20 protein-coding genes and 1 other RNA gene are annotated in these 22672 nt (G+C 59.5%); 6 read left to right on the top strand and 15 right to left on the bottom strand.

Translation table 11 applies throughout. The features are described from left to right. Positions 1-4: 4 nt before the first annotated feature. Positions 5-514, bottom strand: coding sequence for a TRAP transporter small permease (locus ABWQ00_RS10810; RefSeq protein ID WP_353238683.1), 510 nt, complete (start codon positions 512-514; stop codon positions 5-7). A gap of 4 nt (positions 515-518) precedes the next feature. Then, positions 519-1493 (bottom strand): TRAP transporter substrate-binding protein, encoded by a 975-nt coding sequence (locus tag ABWQ00_RS10805; protein WP_353238682.1) that lies wholly within the window; start codon positions 1491-1493, stop codon positions 519-521. A 214-nt stretch (positions 1494-1707) separates the two neighbouring features. Between ABWQ00_RS10805 and ABWQ00_RS10800 the strand changes: the two genes are divergently transcribed. Together ABWQ00_RS10800 and ABWQ00_RS10795 are read left to right on the top strand one after the other, a co-directional pair. Beyond that, entirely contained in the window at positions 1708-2259 is a 552-nt protein-coding gene (locus ABWQ00_RS10800) for a winged helix DNA-binding protein (protein WP_353238681.1), read from the top strand. 35 nt (positions 2260-2294) lie between these two features. Continuing rightward, positions 2295-5957 carry a hydantoinase B/oxoprolinase family protein gene (locus ABWQ00_RS10795; protein WP_353238680.1) on the top strand — a complete coding sequence of 1221 codons (3663 nt, stop codon included), beginning with the start codon at positions 2295-2297 and terminating at the stop codon, positions 5955-5957. Between the two features lie 71 nt (positions 5958-6028). Here ABWQ00_RS10795 and ABWQ00_RS10790 read toward each other — a convergent pair whose 3' ends face one another. The 10 genes from ABWQ00_RS10790 to gyrA form a co-directional block, all read right to left on the bottom strand. Further along, a complete protein-coding gene (locus ABWQ00_RS10790; protein WP_353238679.1) occupies positions 6029-6340 on the bottom strand; it encodes a ComEA family DNA-binding protein in 312 nt (103 codons plus the stop codon). A 103-nt stretch (positions 6341-6443) separates the two neighbouring features. Next, positions 6444-7613 (bottom strand): lipopolysaccharide assembly protein LapB, encoded by a 1170-nt coding sequence (gene lapB / locus ABWQ00_RS10785; RefSeq protein ID WP_353238678.1) that lies wholly within the window; start codon positions 7611-7613, stop codon positions 6444-6446. Then, positions 7603-7908, bottom strand: a complete 306-nt coding sequence (locus ABWQ00_RS10780; RefSeq protein WP_353238677.1) for a lipopolysaccharide assembly protein LapA domain-containing protein — start codon at positions 7906-7908, stop codon at positions 7603-7605. Before ABWQ00_RS10780 ends, lapB begins: the two co-directional genes overlap by 11 nt. An 82-nt stretch (positions 7909-7990) precedes the next feature. After that, positions 7991-8311 carry an integration host factor subunit beta gene (locus tag ABWQ00_RS10775; RefSeq protein WP_353238676.1) on the bottom strand — a complete coding sequence of 107 codons (321 nt, stop codon included), beginning with the start codon at positions 8309-8311 and terminating at the stop codon, positions 7991-7993. Positions 8312-8425: 114 nt separating this feature from the next. Next, positions 8426-10105, bottom strand: a complete 1680-nt coding sequence (gene rpsA / locus ABWQ00_RS10770) for a 30S ribosomal protein S1 (RefSeq protein WP_353238675.1) — start codon at positions 10103-10105, stop codon at positions 8426-8428. Between the two features lie 217 nt (positions 10106-10322). Then, the gene (locus ABWQ00_RS10765; protein WP_353238674.1) at positions 10323-12314 is read right to left on the bottom strand and encodes a bifunctional 3-phosphoshikimate 1-carboxyvinyltransferase/cytidylate kinase; all 1992 of its coding nucleotides are present in this window, start codon (positions 12312-12314) and stop codon (positions 10323-10325) included. 4 nt (positions 12315-12318) lie between these two features. Then, positions 12319-13215, bottom strand: coding sequence for a prephenate dehydrogenase (locus tag ABWQ00_RS10760; protein ID WP_353238673.1), 897 nt, complete (start codon positions 13213-13215; stop codon positions 12319-12321). Between the two features lie 7 nt (positions 13216-13222). Further along, positions 13223-14323 carry a prephenate dehydratase gene (pheA, locus tag ABWQ00_RS10755; protein WP_353238672.1) on the bottom strand — a complete coding sequence of 367 codons (1101 nt, stop codon included), beginning with the start codon at positions 14321-14323 and terminating at the stop codon, positions 13223-13225. Between the two features lie 35 nt (positions 14324-14358). Next, the gene (serC, locus tag ABWQ00_RS10750) at positions 14359-15450 is read right to left on the bottom strand and encodes a 3-phosphoserine/phosphohydroxythreonine transaminase (protein ID WP_353238726.1); all 1092 of its coding nucleotides are present in this window, start codon (positions 15448-15450) and stop codon (positions 14359-14361) included. A 3-nt stretch (positions 15451-15453) separates the two neighbouring features. Beyond that, entirely contained in the window at positions 15454-18129 is a 2676-nt protein-coding gene (gene gyrA / locus ABWQ00_RS10745; protein WP_353238671.1) for a DNA gyrase subunit A, read from the bottom strand. A 230-nt stretch (positions 18130-18359) separates the two neighbouring features. Between gyrA and ompA the strand changes: the two genes are divergently transcribed. The 4 genes from ompA (at position 18360) to ssrA (ending at position 20920) form a co-directional block, all read left to right on the top strand. Continuing rightward, on the top strand, positions 18360-19049 hold the full coding sequence (ompA, locus tag ABWQ00_RS10740) for an outer membrane protein OmpA (protein ID WP_353238670.1): 690 nt from the start codon (positions 18360-18362) through the stop codon (positions 19047-19049). A 90-nt stretch (positions 19050-19139) separates the two neighbouring features. Then, positions 19140-19850: a bifunctional 2-polyprenyl-6-hydroxyphenol methylase/3-demethylubiquinol 3-O-methyltransferase UbiG gene (ubiG, locus tag ABWQ00_RS10735; RefSeq protein ID WP_353238669.1), complete on the top strand. Its 711-nt coding sequence runs from the start codon at positions 19140-19142 to the stop codon at positions 19848-19850. 2 nt (positions 19851-19852) lie between these two features. Then, complete coding sequence (locus ABWQ00_RS10730; RefSeq protein WP_353238668.1) at positions 19853-20518, top strand: HAD family hydrolase; 666 nt, start codon at positions 19853-19855, stop codon at positions 20516-20518. A 13-nt stretch (positions 20519-20531) separates the two neighbouring features. Continuing rightward, positions 20532-20920, top strand: a transfer-messenger RNA (tmRNA) gene (ssrA, locus tag ABWQ00_RS10725). Positions 20921-21241: 321 nt separating this feature from the next. On the opposite strand, the gene ABWQ00_RS10720 is transcribed toward ssrA, so the two are convergent. The 3 genes from ABWQ00_RS10720 to ABWQ00_RS10710 form a co-directional block, all read right to left on the bottom strand. Then, positions 21242-21721 carry a LacI family transcriptional regulator gene (locus ABWQ00_RS10720; protein ID WP_353238667.1) on the bottom strand — a complete coding sequence of 160 codons (480 nt, stop codon included), beginning with the start codon at positions 21719-21721 and terminating at the stop codon, positions 21242-21244. Positions 21722-21729: 8 nt separating this feature from the next. Then, positions 21730-22104 carry a site-specific recombinase resolvase gene (locus ABWQ00_RS10715; protein ID WP_353238666.1) on the bottom strand — a complete coding sequence of 125 codons (375 nt, stop codon included), beginning with the start codon at positions 22102-22104 and terminating at the stop codon, positions 21730-21732. Then, the coding region (locus ABWQ00_RS10710) for a recombinase zinc ribbon domain-containing protein (protein ID WP_353238665.1) at positions 22101-22672 on the bottom strand (572 nt) is incomplete at its 5' end. The genes ABWQ00_RS10710 and ABWQ00_RS10715, both read right to left, overlap by 4 nt.

Here is a 22672-nt window from a genome sequence, read left to right as displayed (position 1 = left end):
CAAGTCATTCGTTGCGCAGCATCTCGCCGCTGTCGGTGGCGGAGCGGCGACCTTGGATTTCGAGTACCAACTCGTCGACAAAGGCCAGAGCAAAAATCACGGTGCCCAGCGCCATGACCAGCTGCGGAATCCACAAAGGCGTGGCGTCATTGCCCGTGGAAATGTCATGAAACTCAATGGATTGCCAAACCAGGCGGCAACTGTAAAAAGCAAACAGAACGGCCAGCAGGCTGGCCAGCACGAGACTGAAAATTTCCAAGCCCCGGCGGGCCGTGCCTTTGAACATGCTCAGCACCAAGGTGACGCGAATGTGTTCGCCGCGCTTCAAGGTGTGGGCCAACGCCAAAAATCCGGCACCTGCCATGAGGTAGCCGGCATAGGCATCGGTGCCGGGGACATGGACATGGAACTGCCGGCTCAAGACCGACAGCAGCACCATGAACAGCAGGCCGCACATGCACAGCGCCGCCAAAGCGGCGCTGCTGTCATAAATGGCGTTGAGCAGTTGGCGCATGCGATCAGCGGTTGAACGCGTCAACGATGGCTTTGCCTTCAGCCCCAGACTTTTCAAGCCACTCTTTCATGATGGTGTCGCCCACTTTTTTCATGTCGGCTTTGAGTTGCGCCGAAGGTGGGGTCACGGTCATACCATTGGCTTTGAGGGTTTCCAAAGTGGTGGTGTTGACCTTGCGTGATTCGGCCCAGCCCCGGGTCTCGGCCGCAGCGGCCGCTTTGAGCACGGCGTCCTGGGTGGCTTTATCCAGCGCGTCGAAAGCTTTCTTGTTGGCGATCACCGCATTCTTGGGCAGCCAGGCCTGTACGTCGTAGTAAAACTTGAGGTGCTCGAACAGCTTGCTGTCCACGCCGGTGGCACCCGATGTCATGGTCGACTCGACCACACCCGTGGCTAATGCCTGCGAGAATTCGGCCGCTTGAACCGTCACAGGCTGGGCGCCGATCAGTTCAGCGATCCTGGCGGTGGTGGGGCTGTAAGCACGCCATTTGATGCCCTTGAGGTCGGCGACGCTGTTGATCGGCTTTTTGCTGTAGATGCCTTGAGGTGGCCAGGCCACCGAATACAACAACAGCATGCCCTGCTCGGCCAGTTTCTTTTCCAAAAGTGGCTTTTGGGCTCTGTAAAGTTTCATGGACTCGTCGTAGCTGTCGGCCAAAAATGGCAGGCCATCAGCGCCAAAGGGTTGCCATTCGTTTTGGAAGTTGACCAGCAAGATCTCGCCCAGTTGGGCCTGACCACCCTGCACGGCGCGTTTGATTTCCGGGGCCTTGAACAGCGAGGCGTTGGCGTGCACCGTGATTTTGAGTTTGCCTGCTGTGGCCTTGTCCACATCGGCCGCAAACTGGTTCATGTTGACCGTGTGGAAGTTGGTGGCCGGGTAAGCGGCGGGCAAGTCCCACTTGGTTTGGGCCGACACGAAGCCGGATACTGCGAGCAGACCAGCCAGCAGGCTGAGGTGAAGGGCGCGACGTTGCATGAGAACTCCTGTGAAAGATGGGAATGAACGGTTAACTGGGCAGTGCAAGCAAGGTGCCCGCTTCACGCGCGCATCGGGTGCATCTGTCAGTTGATCACTGTAGGCAAGCTGATGACAATTCGTGCTCGGTGTTTTCCCTTAATGTCAACAAATTGTTGGCAAATTGTTGCTATCGGGCATAGACTTTCTGATCTTTTTCAACGTGATGGAATCCATGCCACGCAAAAATTCCCTCAGCATGTCGGCGCCCTCCGCACCCCTTGTCACCAGCCCCATCGTGTCTTCGGCCTACCTGGTCTCGCCCGACAGCGCCGAGATGAGCGAGTTCGAATTCGGTCTGATCGTGGCGGGCAACGCGTTTCACCGCTGGATCATCCACTGCATGGCGGCCGCGGGCCTGAAGGATTTGACGCCGCTCGATGTGCTGGTGCTGCACCACGTCACGCACCGTGCGCGTGACAAGCGCCTGGCCGACATCTGCTTCATCATGAACATCGAAGACACGCATTTGGTGAATTACGCCCTGAAAAAGCTGCAAGGCCTGGGCGTGGTGGTGTCACAAAAAAACGGCAAAGACGTGACCTATGCAGCAACCGAAGAGGGGCGTGCTTATGTGCAGCGTTACCGCGAGATCCGCGAGAGCTGTTTGATTGATGCGCTCAAAGCCGACGATGGCTTGAACCGAGACATTGGTGAGTTGGCCCGGTTGCTGCGCGTGCTCTCGGGCATGTACGACCAGGCTGCGCGTGCGGCGGCCTCTTTGTGAACTTGATTTTTTGAATTCTGATGCTTGAGCAACTTATGACCGAATCCCACATCACTCCCGCTGGTCCAAACCGTTGGCAATTCTGGATCGACCGGGGAGGCACCTTCACCGATGTGGTGGGCAAGCGCCCCGATGGCAGTCTGGTCACGCACAAATTGCTGAGCGAAAACCCCGAGCAGTACCGAGATGCTGCGGTTGCGGGCATCCGCCATTTGCTGGGCCTCGAAGCTGGCGAGCCGGTCACACCAGAGCTGGTCGAGTGCGTGAAGATGGGCACCACCGTGGCCACCAATGCACTGCTGGAGCGCAAGGGCGAGAAGACCTTGCTGGTGACCACTCAAGGCTTTGGCGACGCACTGCGCATCGCCTACCAAAACCGACCGCGTTTGTTTGACCGCCAGATTGTGTTGCCCGAGTTGCTCTACAGCGCGGTGGTCGAGGCGCAAGAGCGCGTGGCGGTGGATGGAGAAATCTTGCAGCCTTTGGATGAGGCGCATTTGCGCAACCAATTGATGAACTCGCATGCACAAGGCGTGCGCTCTGTGGCGGTGGTGTTCATGCACGGCTGGCGTCACACGGCGCACGAGCAGACTGCCGCACGCCTGGCGCGTGAAGTGGGCTTCACCCAGGTCAGCACCTCGCACCAGACCAGCCCGATGATGAAGTTGGTCAGCAGGGGTGACACCACGGTGGTCGATGCCTATTTGTCGCCCATCTTGCGCCGCTATGTGGACCAGGTGGCCAGCGAGATGCCGGGCGTGAAGTTGATGTTCATGCAGTCTTCGGGTGGACTCACAGACGCGCAGGTGTTCGCGGGCAAGGACGCTATTTTGAGCGGCCCGGCGGGCGGCATTGTGGGCATGGCCCGCACAGCGCAGTTGGCGGGGCACGACAAGGTGATTGGTTTTGACATGGGCGGCACCTCGACCGATGTGTCGCACTTTGCCGGGCAGTTCGAACGCGAGTTTGAAACCCAGGTGGCTGGGGTGCGCATGCGTGCGCCCATGATGAGCATCCACACCGTGGCCGCAGGTGGCGGGTCTTTGTTGGCCTATGACGGTGCGCGCTTTCGGGTGGGGCCGCAAAGCGCGGGGGCCAATCCGGGCCCGGCCAGTTACCGGCGCGGCGGGCCTTTGGCGGTGACCGATGCGAACGTGATGGTGGGCAAGGTGCAGCCGAAGTTTTTCCCTTCGGTGTTCGGGCCGGAGGCGAACCAGCCGTTGGACGCCGAGGTGGTGCGTGGACATTTTGCAAAACTGGCGGCGCAGACCGGTCGCGCGGCCGAAGACGTGGCGCACGGTTTCATCCAGATCGCGGTCCAGCAGATGGCCAACGCGATCAAGAAAATTTCGGTGGCGCGGGGCTATGACGTGACGCGTTACACCTTGCAGTGCTTTGGCGGTGCTGGCGGGCAGCATGCGTGTTTGGTGGCCGATGCCCTGGGCATGTCGCAGGTGCTGGTGCACCCGCTGGCGGGTGTGCTCTCGGCTTACGGCATGGGCCTGGCCGACCAGAACGTGATGCGCGAAGAATCGATTGAGCGGCGTCTGGACGCGGCGGCCATGCCCTTCATGGCCGAGCGCTTGCAGACCTTGGGCGAGACCACGCGCCAAGCCTTGCTGGCGCAAATGAGTGCAGAGGCCTCAAGTGTCGACCGCATTGAGCTGCGCCAACGCGTGCATTTGCGCTACGAAGGCACCGACTCGGCGCTGGTCGTGCCTTGGGGCGATCAAGCCCAATTGGTGGCGGGGTTTGAGGCGGCGTATCGCCAACGCTTTGCTTTTTTGATGCAGGGCAAGGCCCTGGTGGTTGAGGCGGTGTCGGTTGAGGCCGTGCTGCCTGGCGATGCACCCGAAGAGGCGGTTTTGGCCTTGCACCCGCAGCGCGATGTGCCGTGCCGCGACACGGTGCAGGTCTATGCCGCCAACGCGCAAGGCGTGGCTCAGTGGCAGGAAGCCGCCCTGGTGGTGCGCGAAGACATGCGCCCCGGCGATGTGATCGATGGCCCAGCCATCATTGCCGAGAAAAACGCCACCACCGTGGTGGAAGCAGGCTGGCAGGCGCGATTGACGGCTCTGGACCATTTGCTGCTGGTGCGGGTGCAAGCTCGCGCGGTGCAACACGCGGCAGGCACGCAGGCCGACCCGGTGCTGCTGGAGGTGTTCAACAACCTGTTCATGAACATCGCCGAGCAAATGGGGCTGCAGCTGCAAAACACAGCCTACTCGGTCAACATCAAGGAGCGCTTGGACTTCTCGTGCGCGCTGTTCAGTGCCGAGGGCCATTTGATCGCCAACGCGCCACACATGCCTGTGCATCTGGGCTCCATGGGCGAGAGCATCCAGACCGTGATCAACGAAAACAAGGGGCGCATGCAGCCGGGCGATGTGTTCGTGCTGAATGACCCGTACCACGGCGGCACGCACTTGCCCGACATCACCGTGATCACCCCGGTGTATTTGGACGGTCATGCCGAGCCGGTGTTTTACGTCGGCTCACGCGGTCACCACGCCGATGTGGGCGGCTTGACGCCTGGCTCCATGCCGCCGTTTTCCACGCGCATCGAAGAAGAGGGTGTGCAGATCGACAACGTCAAGCTGGTCGAGGCGGGACACCTGCGCGAGGTCGAGATGATCGCGCTGCTGCAAAGTGGCGAATACCCCTCGCGCAACCCGCAGCAAAACATGGCCGACCTGAAGGCGCAAATTGCCGCCAACGAAAAAGGCGTGCAAGAGTTGCGCCGCATGGTGGCGCAGTTTGGTCTGGACGTGGTGCAGGCCTACATGCGCCATGTGCAGGACAACGCCGAAGAATCCGTGCGCCGCGTCATCACGCGCCTCAAAGACGGTGCTTTCACGCTGCCGCTGGACAACGGCGCGCAGATCCAGGTGGCGGTGCGCGTGAATGCCGCCGAACGCACTGCCGAGATCGACTTCACCGGCACCAGCGCCCAGCTGCCCAACAACTTCAACGCACCGCGTGCGGTGTGCATGGCGGCGGTGCTTTACGTGTTCCGCAGCTTGGTGGACGACGATATACCTCTGAACGCCGGTTGCCTGAAGCCGCTCAAGGTGATCATTCCCCAAGGCTCCATGCTCAACCCCAATCCGCCGGCTTCGGTGGTGGCGGGCAATGTGGAAACCTCGACTTGCATCACCAACGCGCTGTTTGGCGCTTTGGGCGTGATGGCGGGCAGCCAGCCGACCATGAACAACTTCACCTTTGGCAATGCGCGGGTGCAGTACTACGAAACCATCTCGGGCGGCAGCGGCGCGGGTGGGCGTTATGACGCGCAAGGCCTTTTGGTGGGTGGTTTTGACGGCACCTCGGTGGTGCAAACCCACATGACCAATTCACGCCTCACGGACCCTGAGGTGCTGGAGTTCCGCTTTCCGGTGCGGCTCGAAAGCTATGCGATCCGCCAAGGCTCGGGTGGAGCGGGGCGCTGGAGGGGCGGCGATGGCGGTGTGCGCCGCGTGCGCTTTTTGGAGCCGATGACGGCGGGCATTTTGTCCAACGGGCGCATTCATCCGGCCTTTGGCATGGCAGGCGGGCACAGCGGCTTGCCGGGCATCAACCGCGTGGTGCGCGCTGATGGCCGCACAGAGGACTTGGCCCACATTGGCCAAGTTGAGATGCAGGCGGGGGATGTGTTTGAGATCCACACGCCGGGCGGCGGTGGGTTTGGTAAGGCCTGACAGCCGCTGCTGTACACAGCACCAATGGGGCTGGTCATGCCTGCCGAGTCGACGGTCGAGGTGTGGCCGTTTCAGTTTTTTACAGGCGCTGGCTTTTGATCGGCCACTTTGGCGGTGTAAGCACTGCCTTGTATCCGCACACCTTGCTCGGACAAGCTGCTGGCCTTTTGGGGACCTAAGCCTTTGACACGGTTGGTGGCATCTTCCCAATTCTTGAAGGGCGCTTTTTTGCGCTCGTCCATCACCGCCTTGGTCAGGACAGGCCCCACGCCCTTGAGGGCATCGAGTTCGACCTCGGTGGCCTTGTTCAAATCAATGTGTTGCGCCCAACTCAGGCCCAAGAATCCGAGGGCCCACACAAAACCTGCGATTTTTTTCAACATGATTGCGCTCCTTGGGTTGACTGCAGCAAGGTGCATTGTCAAAAGCTGTTGGCCCAGAGCGAACAGTGAAAACCCTTGAACTTTGAACATCAAAGTTTTATTTTTAGAGCTCTTCTACGCGTTTGGGCGGGTAGCTGTCCCAGGCTTGGCAACCGGGGCAGTGCCAAAAATGCTCTTTGGCTTCAAATCCACAAGCGGCACAGCGGTACCTGGCCAGGGGCTTGGTGGCATGCTCCAGGGTCTTTTGCACAGACTCGGGCAGCTTGGCTTGGCCTGGCCGCTCGCCCGTGAGCCATCGGCTGGCGGCCATCAGCGACGTGTGCTTTTGCAAGTGGCCAAGGTAACGGTCCAAAGCCTCTGACTGAGCGGTGCTGTGGGTGGATGCGCGGCTAAGCAGGACATCGGTGATGGCATGCAGCACATCGATGCAAGGTGCAGCTTGGTAATGGGACTCGAGCAAGCGGCTGGCAGCTGTTTCCATGTCGCAAGCCTTGGCTGCTTTGACCAAGCTGGCTGCGGCCAAGGGTGCGGCCTTGTCGTGGCGCTCAAACAAAACCGCCAAGGTGTCAAATGCCGCGCGCGATTGTCCTTGGCTCAAAAGCAACTGGCCCAATAGCAAGCGGGGTCTCGCCGCTTGAGGCTGGGTCTGAAGGGTGGAGTGCAGCAGTGCAATGGCGCCAGCGTGGTCTCCTTTTTGGACCCATTCCCTGGCTTGCTCACACTGGTAGTGTGCCATTCGGACACTGAAATCGACTTCGCCCGTTATTTCGAGCAGACGGGCCACGGCCGTCGCCTCAGGCCATTCCCGCGAGCGTTCGTAAATGGCCATCCGAGCCATGCGCGCTTGGCCTTCATAGGATGTGCCTTCCAGTTTACGCAGCGCTTCTTCCGCGCGGTCGAGCAAACCGGCTTTCAGATAATCCAGCGCCAAGCCGTGCTGCGCCCTTTGAAGGTCCGCAGGGCTCAGGTCTGCACGGGACAGCAGGTGTTCGTGCACTCTGACTGCGCGGTCGTATTCGCCACGCCGGCGAAATAAATTGCCCAAGGCAAAGTGCAGCTCGGAGGTGTCGGGGTCGTTTTGAACGGCCTCAATGAAAGCGTCAATGGCCTGGTCTTGTTGTTCGTTCAGAAGGTAATTCAGACCTTTGAAATAAGCCCGCGGTGCTTGTCGGTTGGCCATGCGCATTTGACGCAAGTCCAAACGTGAGGCGATCCATCCCAAGGCAAAAGCAATTGGCAAGCCCAACAAAATCCAAGTGAAGTCAAATTCCACGGGGCACCTCTGGCGTGGTTAATGGGGCTTCCGGGGCCGCAGCAGCGACGGTTGCCGGACCCATTTGTTTGGCAGTTTGGCGCTCACGCCACCAACGGGGCACCATGCCCAAAACCCCGACCACCACGCCCAAGGTGAAAGCCGACAAGACCACCAAGACGGTGGGCGCAGACCAAAAGGTGCTGAAAAAGAAGTTCACACGGGTCTCTTGCTGGTTGTTCAGCGCAAAAGCAAACAGTGTGAAAAAAACAGCCGCTTTCAGTAACCACTGAAGCAGCCGAAGCAGACGTTTCATGGCGCGACCTCGAAAGAAGAATTCATTCTAACGATCTGTTGCTGAGCCAAAAAACCACCTGAACAAGCACTGCGAAAGCACCTCATGCCTTGGGGGCGGCAGTTTTTTTCGCATTGGCCGATGTGCCTGCATCCACGGCCTCGCGCAAGGCTTTGCCGGGTTTGAAATGGGGGACCCGCTTTTCGGGGATCTGTACGCTCTCACCCGAGCGCGGGTTGCGGCCCACACGCGGTGGACGGCGGTTGATAGAGAAGCTGCCAAAGCCGCGAATCTCGATGCGGTGTCCTTTGACCAGCGCGTCGCTCATGGCATCGAGAACCGTTTTAACGGCCAGTTCGGCGTCACGGTGGGTCAGCTGTGCAAAGCGTGCAGCGAGTTCTTCAACCAAATCGGAGCGGGTCATGGGTTCACTTCGTTGTTCATGCCACTTGCAGGTGCCTGGCACCGGTCTGAAAAAAGCCTGCCCCCATGACAGAGGCAGGCTTTTCAGACAGCAAGGGTCTTCAGATCATCAAGATCAGTTGTTGTCGAGCTTGGCACGCAACAAAGCGCCCAGGCTGGTCGTACCAGCGTTTTCGCTCTTGGCCTGGCTTGACAAAGAAGCCATGGCTTCTTGCTGGTCCACAGCGTCTTTGGCTTTGATCGACAACTGGATGTTGCGGGTCTTGCGGTCCACGTTCACCACCACAGCGGTCACTTCGTCGCCGACTTTGAGCACATGGCTGGCGTCTTCCACGCGGTCGCGTGAAATTTCGCTGACGCGCAAGTAGCCGACGACGTCTTCGCCCAGGTCGATTTCAGCGCCCTTGGCATCCACAGTCTTGACCTTGCCGGTGACGGTCTGGCCTTTGTCGTTGATCGAGACGAAAGTGGTGAAAGGATCGGAGTCGAGTTGTTTGATACCCAAGCTGATGCGCTCGCGGTCCACGTCCACAGCCAAGACCAAAGCCTCGACTTCTTGGCCCTTCTTGAATTCGCGCACAGCGTTTTCGCCGGTTTCGTTCCAAGACAGGTCAGACAGGTGAACCAAGCCGTCGATGCCGGCAGCCAAGCCCACGAATACGCCGAAGTCGGTGATCGACTTGATGGGGCCCTTGACGCGGTCACCGCGCTTGGTGTTTTGAGCGAACTCTTGCCATGGGTTGGCACGGCACTGCTTCATGCCTAAGCTGATGCGGCGCTTGTCTTCGTCGATCTCGAGGACCATGACTTCGACTTCGTCGCCCAAGGCCACGATTTTGGATGGAGCCACGTTCTTGTTGGTCCAGTCCATTTCAGACACGTGCACCAAGCCTTCGATGCCCGGCTCGAGTTCCACAAACGCGCCGTAGTCGGCGATGTTGGTGATCTTGCCGAACATGCGGGTGCTTTGTGGGTAGCGGCGGTTCACGCCCATCCATGGGTCGTCGCCCATTTGCTTGAGACCCAAGGACACGCGGTTTTTCTCGGTGTCGAACTTGAGGATCTTGGCGGTGATTTCTTGACCGGCCGTGACCACTTCGGAGGGGTGACGGACACGGCGCCATGCCATGTCGGTGATATGCAGCAAGCCGTCGATGCCGCCCAGGTCCACGAACGCACCGTATTCGGTGATGTTCTTGACCACACCGTGAACGATGGAGCCTTCGCGCAATGTTTCCATCAGCTTGGCGCGCTCTTCGCCCATGGAGGCTTCCACCACAGCGCGGCGGCTCAGCACCACGTTGTTACGCTTGCGGTCGAGCTTGATGACCTTGAATTCCAGGGTCTTGTTCTCATAGGGTGACAGGTCTTTGGTGGGACGTGTGTCGACCAAAGAGCCGGGCAAGAAAGCGCGGATGCCGTTGACCAAAACAGTCAGACCACCCTTGACTTTTCCGCTGGTCACGCCAGTGACAAATTCGCCGGATTCGAGGGCTTTTTCGAGAGACATCCAAGAAGCCAGACGCTTGGCGGTGTCGCGCGACAAGATGGTGTCGCCGTAGCCGTTTTCGATGGAGCCAATGGCCACGGAGACAAAGTCGCCGACCTGGACTTCGACTTCACCCTGGTCGTTTTTGAACTCCTCGAGGGGAACATACGACTCGGACTTCAGACCGGCGTTGACCACGACGAAGTTGTGTTCGATGCGCACCACTTCAGCGGTGATGACTTCACCAGGGCGCATTTCGGTACGTTGCAGGGATTCCTCAAAGAGGGCGGCAAAAGATTCAGACATGTGATTTCCTCATCCACGGGTACAGGACTGACGAGCGCGACATGCGTCGTTTCCAGGAGCTGACTGTGGCGATTGGTTTGCGGTGTGAACCGCGGTGGGTTGATAAAAAAACCACCTAGCCAGTGTGCAAGCTGCACGAAGAGAGCCGGGTGGAACTTCAGGTCAGTCCGCGCAGAGCGGGCTGTTTGGCTGTTGTCAGTGGATCAACTTTTGTCGATCAACCAAAAACCTGCCGACTTTGCCACCAGACCATCACCTGTTCCACCGAGGCTTCGATGGTCAAGGACGAATTGTCCAGTTGCAAGGCATCTTGCGCCGGCAACAAGGGCGCAACGCTGCGGGACATGTCCCGAGCATCACGCGCTTCCAAGTCAGCGCGAAGACTGTCGATGTTAGCCGAAAAACCCTTCAAAATCAATTGCTTATGCCGTCTTGCCGCCCTTTTTGCAGCGCTGGCGGTCAAAAACACCTTCAAAGGCGCGTCTGGGAAGATCACGGTGCCCATGTCTCGCCCATCGGCCAAGAGGCCCGGCAGGCGCTGAAAGCTGTGCTGCAGATCGATCAGGGCCTGGCGCACCTTGGGTAAAACAGACACTTTGGAGGCGTTCATGCCGCCTTGCTCGCTGCGGATGGCATCGGTCACGTCCACCTTGCCCAGCATGACCAGCTCACCTTCAAAGCGCACAGGCAGGTGGCGGGCCAGCTCCGCAATCGCAGCTTCATCGGCGTTTTCCAGCGTCAGACCCGCTTGCAAAGCAGCATGGGCGGTCACGCGGTAGAGCGCACCCGAGTCCAGGTAGTGGTAACCCAGCTGCGCGGCCACGCGGCTGGCCAGCGTGCCCTTGCCAGAAGCGGTGGGGCCATCGATGCAAATCACCGGAATGTTGTGGGCGGCTGTGTGCGCCACCGAGAACAAAGCCTCGAAATAGTCTGGGAAGGTCTTGGCCACGCACTTGGGGTCTTCGAGGCGCACCGGGACTTGGTCGGCATTGAAGGCCGCCAGCGAGAAGCACATGGCCACGCGGTGGTCGTCGTAGGTGTGGATGCTGGCGCGTTGCCACTTTCCGGCGGGTAAGGGATGGATGGTGATCCAGTCTGGACCTTCTTCGACCGTGGCGCCCAGTTTGCGGCTTTCGGCGGCCATGGCCACGATGCGGTCGGTTTCCTTCACGCGCCAGCTGGCGATGTTGCGCAGCGTGGTCGGGCCGTCGGCGTACAGCGCCATCACGGCCAGCGTCATGGCCGCGTCGGGGATGTGGTTGCAGTCGAGGGTGATGCCTTTGAGTGGCCATGCGCCGCGCTGAATCTCAAGCCAGTTGGGGCCGCTGGTGATTTGGGCACCCATTTGGGCGGCGGCGTCCATGAAGCGGATGTCGCCCTGGATGGAATCGGCGCCCACGCCTTGGATGCGGATGCCGTCACCCTTGGCGATGGCACCCAGCGCAATGAAGTAACTGGCCGAAGAAGCATCGGCCTCGACGTGGATCCTGCCGGGCGACTGGTAACGACTGCCCGCCGGGATGACAAAACGCTCCCAACCTTGGCGCTCGACCTGGATGCCGTAGCGCGCCAGCAGGTTGAGGGTGATCTCGATGTAGGGCTTGCTGATGAGTTCGCCCACCACCTCGATGGTGATGGCGCGGTCTTGCGATGCGAGCGGCAGCGCCATCAAGAGTGCGGTGAGGAACTGGCTGGACACATCGCCGCGCACGGGGATGGGTTTGTCCAGTTGCAGCCGGGGCTGGCCGATGCGCAGGGGCGGGTAGCCCTCGTTGCCCAAGTAGTCGATGGTGCAGCCGAGTTCACGCAGGGCGTCCACCAAATCGCCAATCGGGCGCTCGTGCATGCGGGGCACGCCCTTGAGTGTGAAATCGCCACCCTGAACGGCCAAGGCTGCGGTGAGAGGGCGCATGGCCGTGCCCGCGTTGCCCATGAAAAACTCAATCGCTTCGGTGGGCCATGCGCGGCCGCCCAGGCCGGTGATGGTCACGGTGGTGCCTTCGACATCGACGCCGCAGCCCAGTTGACGCAGAGCGGCCAGCATGACGCGGGTGTCGTCGGAGTCCAGCAGGTCGTGGACCACGGTGGTGCCTTGGCACAGGGCCGAGAGCAGTAGCACGCGGTTGGAGATGCTTTTGGAGCCCGGCAAAGTCACGGTGCCGGATGCGCCTTGCAGCGAAGGGATGTCAAGAAAAGCGGTGGAGAACATGGGGTCAGTCTTCAGGGGCAGTGTTGCAAGCGTTACCCGCTTGCAACGTCCAGGCCGAGCGCACGTCGCTGGCTTGTTGAATCAGTTGTTGCAGCGCGGTGGTGTCGCCTTGCTTCAAGGTGTTTTCAAATTGGTCGAGCGCAGCGCGAAAGTGCGCCATCTGCGTGAGCACTTCGGTCTGGTTGGCGCTCAGGATGTCGCGCCAGACGGCCGGGTCACTGGCCGCGATGCGTGAAAAATCTCGGAAGCCCGGACCCGCCATTTCCAGAAATGCAGCGCCTTGGTGCTGTGTGCTGAGTGCATTGACTGCAGCAAAAGCCAGCAAGTGCGGCAGGTGGCTAACAGCCGCAAAGGTGGCGTCGTGCGCCTCGGGCCTCATGTGGCTCACATGGCTGCCGATGGCGGTCCAGACCTTGCTCGCCGTTTGGATTTGGCGGATGCTGTTTTGCGGCATTGGCGTGAGGATGGTGCGTCGCTCTCGGTAGAGCGTGGCTTCTGCATGCTCAATGCCGGCCACCTCTTTGCCAGCAATCGGGTGTGCTGGCAAAAAGCAGCTCAGGCGTTCGCCTAGAGCAGCTTGAGCCGCAGCGATCACATCGCATTTGGTGGAGCCCACATCCATCAGCAAGGCGCTGGGTGGCAGGCTGTCGCGCAGCGCAGCAAAACTGCTTTGCATGGCGCCCACGGGCACGGCCAGCAAGACCAAATCAGCATCACTTACCGCTTCAGCCACGCTGGTGCAGGCTTGGTCGATGACCATCAGTTCCAGTGCGCGTTGGCGTGTTTTTTCGGAGGCGCTGAAGCCGGTGATGTGTTGAACCAGGCCAGCCTGACGCATAGCGAGCGCAAACGAGCCGCCCATCAGGCCGCAGCCAATCAGGGCCAGGCGTTGGAATTTCACAGGACGCTCACTCGGGCACGGGGTAGGAGCCCAGCACCTTGTAGAAAGCGCAAAGTCCTTGCAGCTCTTGCAGGGCGGCGGCCACATGCGGCTCACTGATGTGGCCTTGAAGATCGATGTAGAAGTAATACTCCCACTGACCCGACTTGGCGGGGCGCGACTCAAAACGCGTCATCGACACGCCGTTGTTTTTGAGCGGCACCAGCAAATCGTGCACCGCACCGGGGCGGTTGGGCACCGAAACCACCAGGCTGGTGCAGTCTTCGCCCGAGGCAGGCGGTGTGGCCAAGGTTTGGGGCAGGGTGATCACGGCAAAGCGCGTGCGGTTGAAGGCCTCGTCCTGGATGGCGTGGTGCACGATGTGCAGGCCAAACTGGCTGGCGGCGCGCTCGCTGGCCAGGGCCGCCCATGCTGGGTTGGTGGCGGCCAGGCGTGCGCCTTCGGCATTGCTCGACACGGCGCGGCGCTCCACATGCGGCAGGTGTTTGGACAGCCAGCCCTGGCATTGGGCCAGCGCTTGCGGATGCGCCATCACCACCTCGATGCCCGCGTCTGAATTGAGTTGGCGCAGTAAATTGAAGCGCACCTGCAAGCTGACTTCGCCCACCACATGAACGGGAGAACGCAGGAACAAATCGAGTGAGCGAGCCACCACGCCTTCGGTGGAGTTTTCCATGCCGACCACGCCGTATTGGGCCGTACCCGCAGCGGTGGCGTGGAAGACTTCGTCAAAGTTGGCGCAATAAATCAGGTTGGCCGCGCTGCCAAAAAACTCGATGGCCGCCTGTTCGCAAAACGTGCCTTGTGGGCCCAGCACTGCCACGCGCTGCGGGGCTTCGAGCGCCAAGCAGGCCGACATGATTTCGCGCCAAATGGAAGCGACGTGTTCGTTTTTGAGAGGGCCGAGGTTGGCGTTGGTGATCTTGTCAATGACTTGCGCCACGCGATCGGGACGGAAGAAGGGGGAGCCTTCGGCGCGCTTGATCTCACCCACTTGTTCAGCTACATGGGCGCGTTGGTTCAGCAGGCTCAGCAGCTGTTTGTCCAGCGCGTCAATCTGAACACGCAATGCGCCCAAGGCATCCGACTGAATGGGTTGTTGGCTCATGTCTCGTCTTCTTTCTGGCGGCCTGCTTGAGGGCTTCAGGCCTGTGTTTTTTCAAATTCACGCATGTAGGCCACCAGCGCCTGCACGCCTTCGAGGGGCATGGCGTTATAAAGACTAGCGCGCATGCCACCCACCGATTTGTGGCCTTTGAGTTGCAGCAAATTGGCGGCTTTGGCCCCAGTCAGAAAAGCGTCGTTGCGCGATTCGTCGCGCAGGTAAAACGGGACGTTCATGCGGGAGCGGCAATTCTTGGCCACTTTGTTCACGTAAAAACTGGAGTTGTCGAGGTAGTCGTAGAGAAGCTGTGCTTTGTCAATGTTGCGTTGCACCATGGCTTCAATGCCACCTTGCTTCTTGAGCCACTGAAACACCAAACCAGCGACATAGATGCTGTAGGTCGGAGGTGTGTTGTACATCGACTGGTTATCGACCACCAGTTTGTAGTCAAAGGCGCTGGGGCAGTGCGGCAGGGCGTGTCCCACCAGGTCTTCGCGCACGATGACCAAGGTCAGGCCGGCTGGACCGAGATTTTTTTGGGCACCGCCAAAAGCCAAGCCCACGCGTGACCAATCGACCGCGCGCGATGCCACGTGAGATGAAAAATCCACCACCAAGGGTGCATCGCATCCCAATGCTTTGAGGTCCGGCAGTTCGTGAAACTCGACACCGTGAATGGTTTCATTGCTGCAGATGTGGACATACTGGCTGTCTGAACCGATTTGCCAAGTGGCGGGTTCAGGCAAGGTGGTGAAGTCATCGGTTTGCGCCGATGCGGCCACGCGAGCGTTGCCGTATTTGCTCGCTTCTTTTTGGGACTTTTGGCTCCAACTGCCCGTGAGCACAAAGTCCATGGCTCCGCCATGCGAGAGGTTCATGGGCACGATGGCGTTTTCCGCCAGACCACCTCCTTGCATGAACAGGATTTTGAAGTTCGCAGGTACGGCCAGCAGTTCGCGCAGGTCAGATTCGGCCTGCTCATAGATGCTGATGAACTCTTTGCCGCGGTGGCTCATTTCCATCACGCTCATGCCTGAGCCATGCCAGTCGAGCATCTCGGATGCGGCTTGATGCAAGACAGCCTCTGGCATGACGGCGGGACCCGCCGAAAAGTTGAAAGCACGCCCCATCACTTATGCCGCTGTTGGTGCGCCGTCATCTGGCGTGGCATCGGCATCGCCATCGGCTGCATTCGCATCGTTTTCAACGATGCGTTGCAGGCCCGACAGCTTGGCGCCCTCGTCCAAGCCGATCAGGGTCACGCCTTGCGTGGCGCGGCCCAACTCGCGGATTTCAGCAACGCGGGTGCGCACCAAAACGCCGGTGTCGGTGATCAGCATGATTTCGTCGTCGGCGTGAACCAAGGTTGCGGCCACGACTTTGCCGTTGCGCTCGGATTGCTGGATAGCGATCATCCCCTTGGTGCCACGGCCATGGCGGGTGTATTCGGTGATGCTGGTGCGCTTGCCGTAGCCGTTTTCTGTGGCCGTCAGCACGCTGGCGCGGGCTTTGACTTCGTCGGCAGGGGCATCGGGGTTTTCTTGCTCCGACACCAGCATGGCGATCACGCTTTGGTGGTCTTCGATCATCATGCCACGCACGCCGCGTGCACTGCGACCCAAGGGGCGCACATCGTTTTCGTCAAAACGCACGGCCTTGCCGCCATCGCTGAACAACATCACGTCGTGCTTGCCGTCGGTCAAAGCCGCACCAATCAAGAAGTCGCCTTCGTCCAGGTTCACGGCAATGATGCCGCCCTTGCGCGGGTTGCTGAACTCGTCCAGAGAAGTTTTCTTGACGGTGCCCATGGAGGTGGCCATGAACACATACTGGTTTTCGGGGAAGGTGCGGGCATCACCGGTCAGGGCCAGCACAACATTGATTTTTTCGCCCTCTTGCAGTGGGAACATGTTGACGATCGGGCGGCCACGCGAGCCGCGCGAACCAGCGGGCACTTCCCAGACTTTGAGCCAATACAGGCGGCCCCGGTTGGAGAAGCACAGCAAATAGTCGTGCGTGTTGGCGATGAAGAGTTGGTCAATCCAATCGTCTTCTTTGGTAGCGGCAGCTTGTTTTCCCCGTCCGCCACGCTTTTGCGCGCGGTATTCAGAGAGCGGCTGGCTCTTGATGTAACCGCTGTGGCTGAGCGTGACCACCATGTCGGTGGGTGTGATCAGGTCTTCGGTCGAGAGGTCTTGCGCGCTGTGCTCGATCTCGCTGCGGCGAGCGCCGATCTTGGTTTGGCCGAATTCCTGGCGCACGGTGCCCAGTTCGTCACCAATGATGGTGGACACTCGCTCGGGCTTGGCCAGGATGTCCAGCAGGTCTTCGATCTCGGACATGACCTCTTTGTACTCGGCCACGATCTTGTCTTGTTCCAAGCCCGTCAGGCGCTGCAGACGCATCTGCAAAATTTCTTGGGCTTGTGTGTCGGACAGGCGGTACAGGCCGTCCGGGCCCAGGCCGTATTCGCGCTCCAGACCTTCGGGGCGGTAATCGTCGGCGTTCACCACAGAACCATCGTCGCGGGCGCGGGTCAGCATGGTGCGCACCATCTGGCTGTCCCATGCCCGGGTCATCAACTCGGTTTTGGCCACGGGTGGGGTGGGTGCCCCGCGGATGATGGCGATGAAGTCGTCGATGTTGGCCAAAGCCACGGCCAGACCTTCGAGCACATGGCCACGGTCGCGCGCTTTGCGCAACTCAAACACCGTGCGGCGTGTCACCACTTCGCGGCGGTGCTGCAAGAAGACCTGGATCAGATCTTTCAGGTTGCAGAGCTTGGGTTGCCCGTCAATCAAGGCCACCATGTTCATGCCGAAGGTGTCTTGCAGCTGCGTTTGTTTGTAAAGGTTGTTCAGCACCACCTCAGGCACTGCGCCGCGCTTGAGTTCAATCACCAGGCGCATGCCTGATTTGTCGGACTCGTCCTGGATGTGGCTGATGTCCTCGATTTTCTTCTCGTGCACCAACTCGGCCATGCGTTCTTGCAGGGTCTTTTTGTTGACCTGGTAGGGCAATTCATCGACCACGATGCACTGGCGCTGGCCTTTGTCGATGTCTTCGAAATGGCACTTGGCGCGCATGACCACACGGCCGCGTCCGGTACGGTAGCCATCTTTGACCCCGGTCATGCCGTAAATGATGGCCCCGGTCGGGAAGTCGGGCGCTGGCACGATTTCCATCAGTTCGTCGATCGAGGCTTCCGGGTTGCGCAGCAGGTGCAGGCAAGCGTCTACCACCTCGTTCAGGTTGTGTGGGGGGATGTTGGTGGCCATGCCCACCGCGATACCGCCCGAGCCGTTGATCAGCAAGTTGGGCAAACGAGAAGGCAGCACCAAGGGCTCTTTTTCCGAGCCATCGTAGTTGGGGCCAAAGTCAACGGTTTCCTTGTCGATGTCACCCAGCATCTCGTGGGCGATCTTGGCCAGGCGGATTTCGGTGTAACGCATCGCGGCCGCGTTGTCCCCGTCCACCGAGCCGAAGTTACCTTGGCCATCCACCAACATATGGCGCATGGAAAAGTCTTGCGCCATGCGCACGATGGTGTCGTACACCGATTGGTCGCCATGGGGGTGGTATTTACCGATCACATCACCCACGATACGGGCCGACTTTTTGTAGGGGCGGTTCCAGTCGTTGTTCAGCTCATGCATGGCGAACAAAACCCTGCGGTGCACGGGTTTTAGGCCGTCTCGGGCATCGGGCAGTGCGCGACCCACAATCACGCTCATGGCGTAATCGAGGTAGCTGCGCCGCATTTCCTCTTCCAAACTGATGGGCAGTGTTTCTTTGGCGAACTGGGTCATATAGAGAAGGGGAAAGTGTCGCGGTGAAAACTCTGATTTTAGTTGCACGGCACTGTGGCGTCCATGCAACATTTCTGATTCATTTGAAAGAGAGCTTTATTGTCAGTCCGGCATTTGACAGACGGGCGCATGGTCTATGGCACAATAAAACGCAACGCATCAGATGACGGTCATTTGATGCGTCATTTTCACGCAGCGAGTCTGCGGCTTTATCCCCTAAGAGGAAGACCATGAAGAAACTGAACAAAGTGGCGATGTTGTTGGCCTCCGCAGCTCTCGCAACCGCCGCTGGCGCACAAACTGTTGACAACTGGCGCAATGGCACCGGTGAGCTGGTTTGGAAAAACGGCACCAATGAACTGTGCTGGCGCAATGCCAACTGGACACCCGCCACTGCTGGCGCAGGTTGCGACGGCGCTATCGTTGCGCCTAAGGCAGCTCCTGCTCCCGCTGCTGCACCAGCACCTGCTGCACGTCCAGCTCCAGCCCCAGCCCCAGCGCCAGCGGCAGCGCCAGCGCCAGCGCCTCGTGCAGCTGCACCAGCCCTGCCACCCGCAGCGGCCACCAAGGTCACTTTCGCAGCTGATGCGTTCTTTGACTTTGACAAATCCGTCTTGAAGGCCGAAGGCAAAGCCAAACTGGATGATCTGGTTGGCAAGGTCAAGGGCATCAACTTGGAAGTCATCATTGCCGTGGGTCACACCGACTCCGTGGGTGCTGATGCTTACAACCAGAAGCTGTCTGTCAAGCGAGCTGATGCTGTGAAGGCCTACTTGGTGACCAAGGGCATCGAAAAGAACCGCGTCTACACCGAAGGCAAGGGCGAGAAACAAGCTGTTGCTGACAACAAGACCGCAGCTGGCCGCTCCAAGAACCGCCGCGTTGAAATCGAAGTGGTCGGCACACGCCCTAACCGCTGATCCCTCATCGGGCGAAAAAAAGCCCCAGCAATGGGGCTTTTTTTCGTCTGTCGTTCTTGCCGGGGGCCTGTTCACCGACAATCAGTCCCCATGAATACAAGCACATCCAACGTCGATCCGGCCGAATTGGCCAAGTTTTCAGACTTGGCCCATCGTTGGTGGGATCCTGAAAGCGAATTCCGTCCTCTGCACCAGATCAACCCGCTGCGCCTAGAGTGGATCAACGGCCTGGTGCCCTTGAAGGGTTTGAATGTGGTGGATGTCGGCTGCGGCGGCGGTATTTTGGCTGATGCCATGGCCCGCAAAGGTGCCCAGGTGCTTGGCATCGACTTGGCCACCAAATCCCTCAAAGTCGCGCAATTGCACGCGCTCGAAGCGGGCACACAAGGCGTTCAATACCGCGAAATCAGCGCCGAGGCGCTGGCCGCCGAACAACCTGAGCAATTCGATGTGGTCACTTGCATGGAAATGCTGGAGCATGTGCCTGACCCTTCAGCCGTCGTTAAAGCCTGCGCCCAAATGGTCAAGCCCGGTGGCTGGGTTTTTTTCTCCACGCTCAACCGCAACCCCAAGTCCTTTTTGTTTGCGATCGTCGGGGCCGAATACATCCTCAATTTGCTGCCCAAAGGCACACACGAATTTGCCCGCCTGATCAAACCCAGCGAGCTGACCGCATGGGCCCGCGAAGCCGGGCTGGACGCCCAGGGCTTCAAAGGCATGGAATACAACCCCTTTACCAAACGCTATTGGTTGAGCCAGGACACCAGCGTCAACTATCTGCTGGCTTGCCGGAAAGCCTGACCATGTTCCAAAGCGCTCAAGCCGTCTTGTTTGACCTGGACGGCACCCTCATTGACAGCGCGCCTGATCTGGGCGCCGCCGTGGACCAAATGCGCGTGGCACGCGGTTTGTCGTCCCTGCCACTCGAGCACTACCGGCCCATGGCCGGTGCCGGAGCCCGGGGCATGCTCGGCCTTGCTTTTGGCATGACAGCCGAGCACCCCGACTTCGAGGTCATGAAAGAGGAGTTTTTCGTCACCTACGAAAACTGCATGACCGAACGCACCCGCATCTTCGACGGCGTGGTTGAAATGATCGAACGCCTGGTGGCCTTGGGGCTGCCCTGGGGAGTGGTCACCAACAAATCCAGCCGATTCACCGACCCGCTGACCGCGGCCATGCCTTTGTTTGCCACCGCCGGCGCCATTGTCAGCGGCAACACCACCCCCCACGCCAAACCGCACCCCGAGCCTTTGTTTGAGGCCGCAAGGCGTTTGTCGATTGACCCGACGCGTTGTGTGTACGTAGGCGACGACGAGCGCGACATCGTCGCAGGCCTGGCCGCAGGCATGGGCACCGTGGCCGCCACCTATGGGTATTTGGGCCAACAGAGCGATATTTCGCGCTGGAATGCCCATTTGCACATTGATTCACCCATGGACCTCTTGCAATTCCTCAAGAGCGCCTAAAATAGGTTCCTCAGGGGCTGCACTGGTTTCGACATGGGTTCGGACGCGTGGCAGGGCATGTCGAGGTTCTGATCCTCGTTAATCTTCGGAAAAAAAACTAACTGCAAACGACGAACGTTTCGCACTCGCCGCTTAATCCGGTGAGCCTTGCAACAGTTGGCCGATAGGCTGGGTCAGGGTGATGAGGGGGTTAAACCCCTCAAAGTCCTGGCTGCAAGGTAAAACATATGGGCTGGCACCACCTCGGGTACCTTGGGGTGGTGTGAGAAAAAAGGGTGCTGGCTGGGTGTTCAGCGTGTCGCTGCGCGGTGCATTTGGCGAGACTCAAATCAGACGACTACACATGTAGAACTGTACGAAAAAGGCTTATGGACGGGGGTTCAAATCCCCCCAGCTCCACCATTCATAGAAATCCCGACTCTTATCAGTCGGGATTTTTTTTGCCCGTTCCCCCTGTACTGGCGGGGTTTGGCGCATTTTCCTCTTGAGCGGCGCAGTGCTGGAAACACTGTTTTCCGTGCCCAGAACCCCGTTTTTTGTCTCTATTCTCTGTTGGTCTCTTGAGCGGTCAAGTCGTGTGGCCTAGCAAAATCAACGATTTGCAACGGGGTGGTTGCAACTGGCAAGCACTTCGCGGTTGGGAACTGGCATTGCGAACCTTGGCCGACGGCCACAAAAAAGCCGCCTCGAGGGCGGCCGTTTCCTTCGGTGATGTCCTTGAGCCTATTGGTACGGTCCCAATCTGGCTCGCTGTGCCGTCCATTCTGTGGGCAGGGCGCCGCCACGAATGAAGTGCTCCAGAGCCATCTTGGTATCGGGTCTAAGGCTGGCGTGGATGATCTTGGGGTCCAGGTAAGCCAGCTTGGCAATTCGACTGGCCTGACTGAGGTTCATTTCCTCGGCCGCAGCAATCTCGGTCAACGAGCCAAAGCGACCATCGTCAAGCAGCCGCTGCCAGTGGTGCGCCAGACCCAGCGCCCGCAGCAAAGGGCTGGGTTGCTCAAGTTCACGTTGCTGGTGCTCACGGGTCGCCTCGTCGATGAACTCGATGGGTGTGTCGAATGGCGTAATCACTTTGCGCCGTACGCCCCGTTTCACCAGGGTCCAGGGGATGTAGGTCTCCATTTGCACACCGCCAGCCGGACTCGGCGTCTGCCTGGTCACAGGTGCGCCGATGACTTTACCGATGTCTTTCTTGCCCATGCGCGCTCCTATCGGAACCGTTCAAAAAGCGCCCGCTGTTCGCCCCAGGAACTGGGGATGCGGTTGCGGATTAGCCAATGCGCCGTCAACCGTCGGGGCTGTTTGCCGGCCATCAGTTCCTCGATCAGGTCAGGGGCCAGCAGTCCCATCCGCACCAAGCGGTTCACCGTCGATGGCGTGACGCCCTCAACCTTGGCAATGTCTGAACCACTGGCGTACACGCCGGTGTCCAGCAGGTCTTGCCAATAGAACCCACGACCGACGACGTTGAGGATGTTGACGTCATGGACAGGGGCACCGCTGTCCGCGATCAGCCTGCCTGCCCGCCGCTTCAAATTCAATGGCACAAAGGTGCTCTGGTCCGTCGGCTCAGTGACACTCATGGCGCCTCCATTTCGACCAGCTCGGCACCGATGCTGTCCGGCGCGAATTCTTCAATCAGATCCTTCCATCCAATTTCTCGCCACTTCACTTTCAGGCCGCCAGTCACGAGGTCCACACGCTCGATCATCAAGTTCACGATGCGGTGCTGTTCAGCGGGGTAGAGTTGCTCCCAAGCACTGCCCAGCTGGCGCATGGCCATCACTGTGACGTCCTCGCCCACGGCTGAATCGTTTTTACGAATGAACTGGCATACGCCAGCTACCGATTCAGGGCTGGAGAGCACGGTCTTGATCTGGGCCAACGTGGCGGCCTCGACTTCTCCGGCAGGCAGTCGCGCGTAAGTCTTGCTTTCGGCACCGAACCTGGCTTCCGATTTCGAGACGTAGTAGCGATATTTGCGACCGTTCTTGTTGGAGTAGGTCGGGTACATCCTGCGCAACATGAAGGCCGCCCGCCAGGTGGAGGCGGTGGAGCTGATGATTGCAAGTAACACCATCACCGTGGCGCATGCCTGTTGATTAGCCAGACAAACTGAGCCAGTGTTTGCATCGAATATTGAGCCACTGG

The sequence above is a fragment of the Limnohabitans sp. genome (assembly GCF_040400975.1).
Taxonomy (GTDB): domain Bacteria; phylum Pseudomonadota; class Gammaproteobacteria; order Burkholderiales; family Burkholderiaceae_C; genus Limnohabitans_A.
The sequence above is the reverse complement of the archived record's forward strand: the minus strand, read 5'-3'. Positions and strand labels throughout refer to the sequence as shown.

Excerpts from the sequence above, each read along its gene's own strand:
- ABWQ00_RS10810 (WP_353238683.1), bottom strand. The coding sequence starts at position 514 with ATGCGCCAACTGCTCAACGCCATTTATGACAGCAGCGCCGCTTTGGCG.
- ABWQ00_RS10805 (WP_353238682.1), bottom strand. The coding sequence starts at position 1,493 with ATGCAACGTCGCGCCCTTCACCTCAGCCTGCTGGCTGGTCTGCTCGCA.
- ABWQ00_RS10800 (WP_353238681.1), top strand. The coding sequence starts at position 1,708 with ATGCCACGCAAAAATTCCCTCAGCATGTCGGCGCCCTCCGCACCCCTT.
- ABWQ00_RS10795 (WP_353238680.1), top strand. The coding sequence starts at position 2,295 with ATGACCGAATCCCACATCACTCCCGCTGGTCCAAACCGTTGGCAATTC.
- ABWQ00_RS10790 (WP_353238679.1), bottom strand. The coding sequence starts at position 6,340 with ATGTTGAAAAAAATCGCAGGTTTTGTGTGGGCCCTCGGATTCTTGGGC.
- ABWQ00_RS10780 (WP_353238677.1), bottom strand. The coding sequence starts at position 7,908 with ATGAAACGTCTGCTTCGGCTGCTTCAGTGGTTACTGAAAGCGGCTGTT.
- ABWQ00_RS10775 (WP_353238676.1), bottom strand. The coding sequence starts at position 8,311 with ATGACCCGCTCCGATTTGGTTGAAGAACTCGCTGCACGCTTTGCACAG.
- rpsA (WP_353238675.1), bottom strand. The coding sequence starts at position 10,105 with ATGTCTGAATCTTTTGCCGCCCTCTTTGAGGAATCCCTGCAACGTACC.
- ABWQ00_RS10765 (WP_353238674.1), bottom strand. The coding sequence starts at position 12,314 with ATGTTCTCCACCGCTTTTCTTGACATCCCTTCGCTGCAAGGCGCATCC.
- pheA (WP_353238672.1), bottom strand. The coding sequence starts at position 14,323 with ATGAGCCAACAACCCATTCAGTCGGATGCCTTGGGCGCATTGCGTGTT.
- serC (WP_353238726.1), bottom strand. The coding sequence starts at position 15,450 with ATGGGGCGTGCTTTCAACTTTTCGGCGGGTCCCGCCGTCATGCCAGAG.
- gyrA (WP_353238671.1), bottom strand. The coding sequence starts at position 18,129 with ATGACCCAGTTCGCCAAAGAAACACTGCCCATCAGTTTGGAAGAGGAA.
- ompA (WP_353238670.1), top strand. The coding sequence starts at position 18,360 with ATGAAGAAACTGAACAAAGTGGCGATGTTGTTGGCCTCCGCAGCTCTC.
- ubiG (WP_353238669.1), top strand. The coding sequence starts at position 19,140 with ATGAATACAAGCACATCCAACGTCGATCCGGCCGAATTGGCCAAGTTT.
- ABWQ00_RS10730 (WP_353238668.1), top strand. The coding sequence starts at position 19,853 with ATGTTCCAAAGCGCTCAAGCCGTCTTGTTTGACCTGGACGGCACCCTC.
- ABWQ00_RS10720 (WP_353238667.1), bottom strand. The coding sequence starts at position 21,721 with ATGGGCAAGAAAGACATCGGTAAAGTCATCGGCGCACCTGTGACCAGG.
- ABWQ00_RS10715 (WP_353238666.1), bottom strand. The coding sequence starts at position 22,104 with ATGAGTGTCACTGAGCCGACGGACCAGAGCACCTTTGTGCCATTGAAT.